Raw genomic sequence first — 7,636 nt, 5'->3', positions numbered from 1 at the left:
TGAGCGGACGAGACGACGAACATAGCGCAAAGCCGCACGCGCCGGTCCCCCCGGACGCCGACGGAGACCCGCGCCCGGGTCGCGGACCGATGCGGCCGCCGCGGCCGGCGCTGAACCTGCCGCTCCTGGCCAACGGCTGCTTCCAGCTCCCGGAAGGGAATCCGTGCGAGGGGTGCGATCATTGCTGCCGTTACGTTACCATTCCCATCGACCGGCCGCGCTCGCGGCGGGATTTCGACAACATTCGATGGTACCTCCTCCACCGGAACGTCTCCGTCCTGTGCGATTGGGAAGGCTCATGGATGGTGCAGTTCGACACGCCCTGCGACTGGCTGAAGGACGGCCGGTGCAGCCACTACGTCCATCGCCCGGAGGTCTGCCGCGTCTACGATCCGGCCGACTGCGAGCGGTACTGTCCCGATCCCGCCGAGAAGATCCTCCTGCGCGACGAGAAGGACCTGGAGCGATACCTGGTCGAGCGCGACGCGCGCTCGAAGGCCCGGCGGCGGGCCAAGGCCGCCGCCAGGACAGCGAAAGCAGCCAAGGCGACATCCACCTCCTGATCCTCGCCGTCCTCGCCCTCTTCCTCGCGGCCCCGGTCCGTTCCGCCGCGGCCGCTCCAGCGCCGATCCGCTCCCCGACGGCCGCTCCAGCGCCGACCCGCTCCGCGACAGCCGCACCCGCCTCGGCCGCGATCGCCTGGCGCCCCTGGAGCCGCGCCGCCTTCGAGGAAGCGCGAAGCGCCAGGAAGCTCGTCCTCCTGCACATCGCCGCCTCCTGGTCGCGCTCGGGGCGACAGATGGATTTCGAGACCTGGACCGACACGTCGGTGGTGCGCGTCGTGCGCGAGAGCTTCATTCCCGTCCGGGTGGACGCCGATCGCAGGCCCGACATCGCCGACCGCTATCTCGCCGGAGGATGGCCGACCACGGCCGTGCTGAGCCACGACGGCCAGGTGCTGATCGCGCAATCGGTCGTCGCGCCGCAACCGGTGCGGCAGATGCTGGAAAAGGTGCGCGATCTCTATCGGCAGAACCGGAGCGAGATCGACTTCCGCGCCGGCGAGTCGGCCCGCCGCATCGAGCGCACCTGGAAGAGCGAGGCGCTCGCGCCGCCCGACATGACCCTGGAGGACTGGGTGGACCGGAACCTGGCCGCGCTGCGCGAGGCCGAGGACCGAACCCATGGCGGGATCGAGGGAGTGCCGAAGCAGCCGCAGTTCGAGGCCGTGCGCTTTCTTCTTTCGGCCTCGGCCGCTCGCAGCGATCGCGCGCTCCGGTCGCTGGGCCTGCGGGTGCTCGACGCCTCGCTCCATCTCGAGGACTCCACGTGGGGCGGATTCTTCCGCGTCGCGGCCGAGGAGGACTGGAAGAAGCCGCGGACCGAGAAGCTGCTCGACGTGAACGCGCGCGCGCTCGCCGCGCTCGTGGCCGCGGTGGAACGGGGAGGCGGCGCGCGCTATCGCGATGCCGCGCGACGCACCGAGACCTACGCGGCGACCTGGCTCTGGGCCCCGCGCCCGGGCGGGTGGTACGGAAGCCAGGCGGCCGACGTCGTGATCGCCGACGGCCGGCTGCTCGGAGGCGACGTCTACTACGGCCTTCCCGATGCGCTCCGCCGTAAGCAGGGCATTCCCGCCGTGGACTCCTCGCTCTACGCCGAGCAGAACGCGCGCATGGCGGCGGCGGTGCTGCACGGCGCCGCCGCGGGCATCTGGAAGGGCGCGGCCGTGGCGCGCGCGGTGAAAGCCCTCGACCGGCTCTGGACCGCGCAGCGGGCTCGCGACGGCTCGCTGTATCACGAGTGGCGGAACGGCCGCACCGCGCTTCCGGGGAGGCTGGGCGATCAGGCCGCGGCGGGGCTTGCGTACCTCGAGGCGTACGCCGCGACGAAGGAGCCGCGCCACCTGGCGCGCGCGGAGTCGCTCGCGGTCTGGATCCGGACCCGGCTGGAGGATCGGGTCACGGGAGGCTTCCGCTATGCGCCGCGCGATCCGGACGCGATCGGCCGTTTGGCGGCGGGCGAGAAGCCCGAGCAGGGGAACATCGACGCGGGATGGCTCTTCTACCGGCTCTGGGAGCTGAAGCACCGGCCGGAGGACCGCCGCTCGGCGGAGCGCGCGCTCACGCAGCTGCGCTCGGGCGACGTGGTGGTGCTGGATCCGGGACAGGCGGAGCTGGGGCTCGCCCTCCTGCCGAAGACGTCCTCGCCCTAGCCCTCGGGGCCCGGTTCCTCGGGGCCCGGTTCCCCGAAGCGCTCAGGGCCTCGGGTCGATCTCCTGCACCAGGTGCATGGGATCGCCGATCTTGAGCGGAGCGTCCGAGTAGAACGTCTGCGCGTACTTCCCGCCGATCAGCCACGCGTTGCCCTTAGCGACCGTCTCGATCCGATCGACGACCGACATCATCTCGGTCTTGGGCTTCGGGCGGTCCGGGTTGAAGAACTGCGTCTTGTGCACCGAGAGCGCGCGCATCCACTCGTCGAAGTAGGGGGTGACGTCCACGACGAACGTGGGGCGCACGCCCGGCGGGAGGAAGTAGTAGAAGAGCGCTTTCGCCTGGTGCGGCTCGCCCGGAAGCGGAGCCTTCCGGAGATGGGCGAGGTTGTACGCCTGGGATACCAGGATCCCCGTCTTGAAGTGGTCGTTGTGGCCCAGCCCGCGCCCGGGGGGGATCGCGTAGTGCGGGGCGAAGATGAGATCGGGGCGGTGCTTCCGGATCACCGCGGCGACGGTGCAGCGGTTTTCGAAGGTGTCCTCGATGCGGTGGTCGCCCAGGTCCAGGTTCTCGCGCACGTCCAATTTCAAGATCTGGCAGGCCTCGTCGCATTCCGCCCCGCGCTCCTCGGGCGTTCCCCAGCCCATCTCGCCGCGGGTCATGTCGATGATTCCGGTGGTGTGGCCGAGCGCCTTCATCTTCAAGAGGAGGCCACCGGCTCCGATCTCCGCGTCATCGGGATGGGGGCCGAACACGAGAACGTCGATCTTCTTCATTCGTCGTCGGGCTCCGGGTCCTTGCCAGGGGCGGGCTTGAAGAGGGAATCGAGCTTGGAGCGTGCTTCGCCGGCCGTGGGCTTGGGCGGTCCGGGAGCAAAGAAGCTGTCCAGCTTGGAGCGGGCCGCCTTCTCGCGATCGGGCACGCCCGCGCCCTTGCCGCCCGCCGGATTCAGGGCGTAATAGTCGCAGAAGTTGCGCCGCTCCCGGTCGGTGACCCACTCGGCCTGGGGCTCGCGGCACTGGTTGTGCGCGTGGCGGTCGTAGTGGCGGCATTGGACGCAGGCATGGAGGTCCCGCCCGCAGCTGGGGCAGACCGTGTCCTTGACGATCCGCATCTTGGGATCGAGGGACGTCCCGCAGAAATGACACGCGCTCATGCCCGCCTCCTCCAGGGTGATACCCGATGATACCTTGACAACCCGGGCAGGCGGAACCGATGATCGGAACTCACCTTCGGCTCCGATGGAGGGGCCGAACGCGAAGGAGGCTCATGAAGACCAGCGCCCTGAAGGGCTGGGGAATGGCGGGAGCGTTCGCGTTGACGCTCGCGATCGGGTGCGCCCAGCAGAAGCACGAGACGGCGGCGCCGCAGTCGATCGCGTGGTTCACGTCCTACGACGCGGCGCTCGCCGATGCCGGCAAGACCGGGCGGCCCATTCTCCTGGACTTCTATACCGACTGGTGACAGTGGTGTAAGGCTCTGGAAGAGTCTACCTACACTGATCCCCGGTTCATCCAATACTCGAAGCGCTTCACGATGGTGAAGCTGAACGCGGAGAAGGACACCGTCACCGCGGCTCACTATCGCGTGAAGAGCTATCCGACGATCATGGTCCTGAAGAAGGACGGGTCCGAGATCGATCGCGTGGTCGGGTATTACCAGCCGCGCCCCTTCATGGACCAGGTGGAGGACTACCTGGCCGGACGCAACACGCTCGCGTCGTACGCGGCCATGGAGCCGGACAGCGGCAAGGACCCGGGCTACATGGGCCGGCTGGCGGAGCGCTACTTCTATCACGGGCTGAACGACGAGGCCCGCCGGCGCTATTTGAAGCTTCTGACGATGGACCCGCAGAACAAGTCGGAGCTGGTCGACGACGCCCTCTACACGCTCGCGCGCATGAGCCGCAAGGAGAAGGACTACGCGCAGGACGCGAAGTACGCGCAGATGATCATCGACCGCTATCCGCACTCCGACATGTACAAGTCCGCGATCTTGGAGAAGGCCGGCGCGCTGCGCCGCGACATGAAGCTGGCCCAGGCCCGGACGATCTACCTCGACTACGCGAAGCGCTTCCCGACGGACGAGGACGCGGCGTGGGCCAAGGAGCAGGCCGACACGCTGAGCGTCAAGATCCAGCACGGCGAAGGCGCCTGACCCGGCCGATCCCCGCCGGGACGCCACCCCCATCCTGAACCCATGAAGCTCGGAATCCTGGGTCCGCCCCAGAGCGGGAAGACCACGCTCTTTGCCGCGCTCACGCGCGGGCAGGCCCAGGCCGGGTCCGCGCGCGGCGAGACGGTGCACCTGGGCTCGGTCCGCGTGCCGGATGCCCGCCTCGAGCACCTTCGTGAGATGTACCAGCCGAAGAAGTTCACCCCGGCCAAGGTGGACTACGTGGACGCGCCTCCGCTCGAGACGGGGCGCGCCGAGCGCGGGGCGCTGGCGGCGCTCGCGGCCCTGCGCGACGTGGATGCCTTCGTGCTGGTCCTCCGAGCCTTCGACGATCCGGCCGTCCCCCACTTCCAGGGAAGCGTGGATCCCGCGCGCGACGCGGGCTGGCTCCTGAGCGAGCTGATCCTCGAGGACCTGGCGCTCGTGGAGCGCCGGCTGGAGCGGATCGAGAAGGCGGTCAAGGTGGGGAAGAAGCCCGAGGATCCGAACGAATACGACGCGCTGAAAGCGGTGCGCGCGGCGCTCGAGAGCGAGCGCCCCGCGCGCATGGCCGGGCTCTCCAAGGCGGGGGAGCGCGCGCTCCGCGGCTTCCAGCTTCTGAGCATGCGCCCCTGGATCGTCGTCGTGAACGCGGACGATGCGAGCCTGAAGAATGGGGAAGCCGCGCTGGTCGCACCGGTCGCCGCGCGCTTCGGCGCCGAGGCGACGCCCGTGATCGCCCTCTCCGCCAAGACCGAGGCGGAGCTGGTCCAGCTCTCCGACGAGGACGCCCGGGAGTTCATGTCGGTGCTGGGCATCCAGGAGCCGGGACTGACGCGGATGATCCGCCTCTCCTACGCCACGCTCGGCCTCATCTCCTTCTTCACCGTGGGCCCGGACGAGGTCCGGGCCTGGACGGTGCGGGACGGCTCCCTGGCCCCCGAGGCGGCGGGCGCCATCCACAGCGACCTGGAGCGCGGATTCATCCGGGCCGAAGTGATCGCCTACGACGACCTGGCGAAGTCGGGCGGGATGCCTAAAGCACGGGAGCAGGGCCTCTTGCGGACCGAGGGGCGAGACTATAGAGTCCGTGACGGCGACGTGGTGAATATCCGCTTCAGCGTCTGAACGTGGCTTCGTGAAGTGCGCTTCGGCGCGTGAGAGCGGAACCTTCCGGAGGGCCGATCCGTAAAGAGAATGCGGAGTTCCAGCGTTCGGACCGGTTCAGGAGGGTGGCCATGAGACCGAGAATGAGGTTCGCGGCTGCGGGGATCGCGGCCTGCGCCGTGGCGGCGCTTTCGATCGCGTCGCCCGCGGGCGCCGCGCACCTGCGCAATGTGAGCGAGAAGGTGTTCCCGTTCCCGGCCGGCGGCGACATCGTCATCGAGAGCACCAACGGCCGGATCGTCGTCGAAGCGTGGGACCGCCCTGACGTCCGGGTGCAGATCACGCGCGAGGTGCGCGCCGCGGACGACCGGCAGGCGGCCGAATTGCTCCGCGATCTCAAGGCCGACGTCGCGGTGCATCCGGGTGAGATCCACATCGAGAGCATCTACCCGAGGAAGCAGAAAGTGGTCGGGTTCTGGGACCTGATCGGCCACGGGGTGCGCTCGGCGAACATCCACTATTACTTGCAAGTCCCGCGCGAGACTTCGCTCGACCTGAGCACCACGAACGGCGCGATCCGCGTGCGGGCGGTGCAGGGGAAGGTGGATATCGCGACGACCAACGGAGACGTGGAGGCGAGCTCGGTGCGCGGGTCGCTGAGCGCGCGCACCACCAACGGCGAGGTCCGGCTGGCCCGCATCGAGGGCGCGGCCGACGCGGCGACCACCAACGGGAGCATCGCCGTGGAGATGTCGGCGCTGCCGCCGCGCGGCGCAATGCAGATGGGGACGACGAACGGGAACATCGAGCTGGCGCTGCCGCGCGAGGTTCATGCGAACCTTGAGGCCAGGACTACAAATGGCCGCGTCAACATCAATTACAAGCTAGCGACACAAGGCTCCATCACCTCGAAGAGCATTCAGGGTACGATCGGGGGAGGCGGCGTCCGGATCGAGCTGCAGACCACGAACGGAAACATCGACGTGGGTCCGCCGCGGGCGCGCGCATCGAGCTAGAGGAGGGTACGTGAGCACCGGAATCCCGCAGGCCGATATCTCGGCGCGCGGTCCGCTCAGCCGGGCGGACTTTCTCGCGCTGCTCTACTGGTTCTCCGACACCCGGGCCGTTCCCGAGGTGCGCGGGATCTGCGGGCTCTCCCGCCTGACCCGGCTCGCCCTGATCCTGGGCGAGGACACGGGCCTCTCGCGGGAGATCAGCCCCTTCTTCACCTTCTTCACGACGCCCAACGGCGGCGTGGCCAGCCTGGACGTCTGGACCGAGTTCCTGGCGCTCCGCGACTACCAGGTGCTGACGCCGCTCCCGGCCGACGAGGCGATGCCTCCCGAAGAGGTGAAGGAGCGCCGCTACCTGCTCGAGAACCACATCCCCGCGCAGGAGCGCCGACACTATCCGCTCCCGACCTTCTTCGAGCGCGACGTGCTCACGAACAAGGGGACCTTCTTCGCCGCCAAGCGCGAGGACCAGCTGGTCGAGCGCCGCATCCGGATCTTCCAGGCGCTGCCCGACCTGAACCGGCTCCCGCTCGCCGAGCTGACCGAGCGGGCGCTGCCGCTGGTCCGCGTCCCAGCCGGACGATAGACTTCGGCCCGAGGGCCGTGCGCCGTGAACTCCTGCGCGCCGGCCCGGTAGGGAGTCGCATTCATGCTTCGCTTGATCCTCCGCCTCTGGCTCACGCTCCTGCTCTTCTTCCTGGGCCGTCTCTTCGGGCAGCGCTCCCGCGGCGGGACCTTCGGCGCGCCCGGCGATGATCCGGGACCGCTCCCGGGCCACGTGGGCGGCTCGCGCCGGCCCGGGTCGCGCCGCGCCCGCGCACCGGGCAGCATGCCCCCGCTCGACCGCAGCGACGTCGTGGACGTGCCCTTCACCGAGATCCCGCCGCCGACCGACGCGGCCCGCGGCGCCGCCGGAGGTCCGTAGCGCATGGCCGCCGGCCGGAGGCTACGTGTCGAGACGCGGGAGCGGACGCAGTTCGTGCCCCTCGCCGAGCGGATCAGGGCGGAAGCGGCATCGCTGCTCGAGGGGCAGAGCGGCCTCCTGATCGTGAGCGTTCCGCACACCACGGCCGGCGTCTGCGTGAACGAAGGGTACGACCCCGACGTGATGGACGACGTCGGGCGCGTGCTGGAGCGGCTGGTGCC

11 protein-coding genes are annotated in these 7,636 nt (G+C 69.5%); 9 read left to right on the top strand and 2 right to left on the bottom strand.

Annotated elements, in window-relative coordinates:
- Both VE326_14890 and VE326_14885 read left to right on the top strand, forming a co-directional pair.
- On the top strand, positions 1-563 hold a 563-nt coding region (locus VE326_14890; GenBank protein ID HYJ34487.1), incomplete at its 5' end, for a YkgJ family cysteine cluster protein.
- On the top strand, positions 467-2,215 hold the full coding sequence (locus VE326_14885) for a DUF255 domain-containing protein (GenBank protein HYJ34486.1): 1,749 nt from the start codon (positions 467-469) through the stop codon (positions 2,213-2,215). The genes VE326_14890 and VE326_14885, both read left to right, overlap by 97 nt.
- A 42-nt stretch (positions 2,216-2,257) precedes the next feature.
- On the opposite strand, the gene VE326_14880 is transcribed toward VE326_14885, so the two are convergent.
- Positions 2,258-2,992, bottom strand: coding sequence for a PIG-L family deacetylase (locus VE326_14880; protein ID HYJ34485.1), 735 nt, complete (start codon positions 2,990-2,992; stop codon positions 2,258-2,260).
- Positions 2,989-3,372, bottom strand: a complete 384-nt coding sequence (locus VE326_14875) for a hypothetical protein (protein ID HYJ34484.1) — start codon at positions 3,370-3,372, stop codon at positions 2,989-2,991. Before VE326_14875 ends, VE326_14880 begins: the two co-directional genes overlap by 4 nt.
- A 113-nt stretch (positions 3,373-3,485) precedes the next feature.
- Here VE326_14875 and VE326_14870 point away from each other — a divergent pair, with 113 nt between their 5' ends.
- The 7 genes from VE326_14870 to VE326_14840 all read left to right on the top strand — a co-directional run.
- Positions 3,486-3,680 carry a hypothetical protein gene (locus VE326_14870; GenBank protein ID HYJ34483.1) on the top strand — a complete coding sequence of 65 codons (195 nt, stop codon included), beginning with the start codon at positions 3,486-3,488 and terminating at the stop codon, positions 3,678-3,680.
- A gap of 15 nt (positions 3,681-3,695) precedes the next feature.
- Positions 3,696-4,373 carry a thioredoxin domain-containing protein gene (locus VE326_14865; GenBank protein HYJ34482.1) on the top strand — a complete coding sequence of 226 codons (678 nt, stop codon included), beginning with the start codon at positions 3,696-3,698 and terminating at the stop codon, positions 4,371-4,373.
- A gap of 42 nt (positions 4,374-4,415) precedes the next feature.
- A complete protein-coding gene (gene ychF / locus VE326_14860; GenBank protein HYJ34481.1) occupies positions 4,416-5,498 on the top strand; it encodes a redox-regulated ATPase YchF in 1,083 nt (360 codons plus the stop codon).
- A gap of 110 nt (positions 5,499-5,608) precedes the next feature.
- Positions 5,609-6,493 carry a DUF4097 family beta strand repeat-containing protein gene (locus VE326_14855; GenBank protein HYJ34480.1) on the top strand — a complete coding sequence of 295 codons (885 nt, stop codon included), beginning with the start codon at positions 5,609-5,611 and terminating at the stop codon, positions 6,491-6,493.
- A 10-nt stretch (positions 6,494-6,503) separates the two neighbouring features.
- Positions 6,504-7,076, top strand: coding sequence for a hypothetical protein (locus tag VE326_14850; GenBank protein HYJ34479.1), 573 nt, complete (start codon positions 6,504-6,506; stop codon positions 7,074-7,076).
- Between the two features lie 63 nt (positions 7,077-7,139).
- On the top strand, positions 7,140-7,415 hold the full coding sequence (locus VE326_14845) for a hypothetical protein (GenBank protein HYJ34478.1): 276 nt from the start codon (positions 7,140-7,142) through the stop codon (positions 7,413-7,415).
- A 3-nt stretch (positions 7,416-7,418) separates the two neighbouring features.
- Positions 7,419-7,636, top strand: a 218-nt coding sequence (locus tag VE326_14840; GenBank protein HYJ34477.1) for a YjbQ family protein, incomplete at its 3' end; no start/stop codon positions are given.

The organism is Candidatus Binatia bacterium (assembly GCA_035631035.1).
In the GTDB taxonomy this organism is placed as follows: Bacteria; Eisenbacteria; RBG-16-71-46; order SZUA-252; family SZUA-252; genus DASQJL01.
Note: the sequence above shows the minus strand (reverse complement) of the source record. Positions and strands in the feature narration are given on the sequence as shown.

Bases quoted from the DNA above. Each gene is read 5' to 3' on its own strand.
- VE326_14870 (HYJ34483.1), top strand. From the start codon at position 3,486: ATGAAGACCAGCGCCCTGAAGGGCTGGGGAATGGCGGGAGCGTTCGCG.
- ychF (HYJ34481.1), top strand. From the start codon at position 4,416: ATGAAGCTCGGAATCCTGGGTCCGCCCCAGAGCGGGAAGACCACGCTC.
- VE326_14845 (HYJ34478.1), top strand. From the start codon at position 7,140: ATGCTTCGCTTGATCCTCCGCCTCTGGCTCACGCTCCTGCTCTTCTTC.
- VE326_14875 (HYJ34484.1), bottom strand. From the start codon at position 3,372: ATGAGCGCGTGTCATTTCTGCGGGACGTCCCTCGATCCCAAGATGCGG.
- VE326_14855 (HYJ34480.1), top strand. From the start codon at position 5,609: ATGAGACCGAGAATGAGGTTCGCGGCTGCGGGGATCGCGGCCTGCGCC.
- VE326_14880 (HYJ34485.1), bottom strand. From the start codon at position 2,992: ATGAAGAAGATCGACGTTCTCGTGTTCGGCCCCCATCCCGATGACGCG.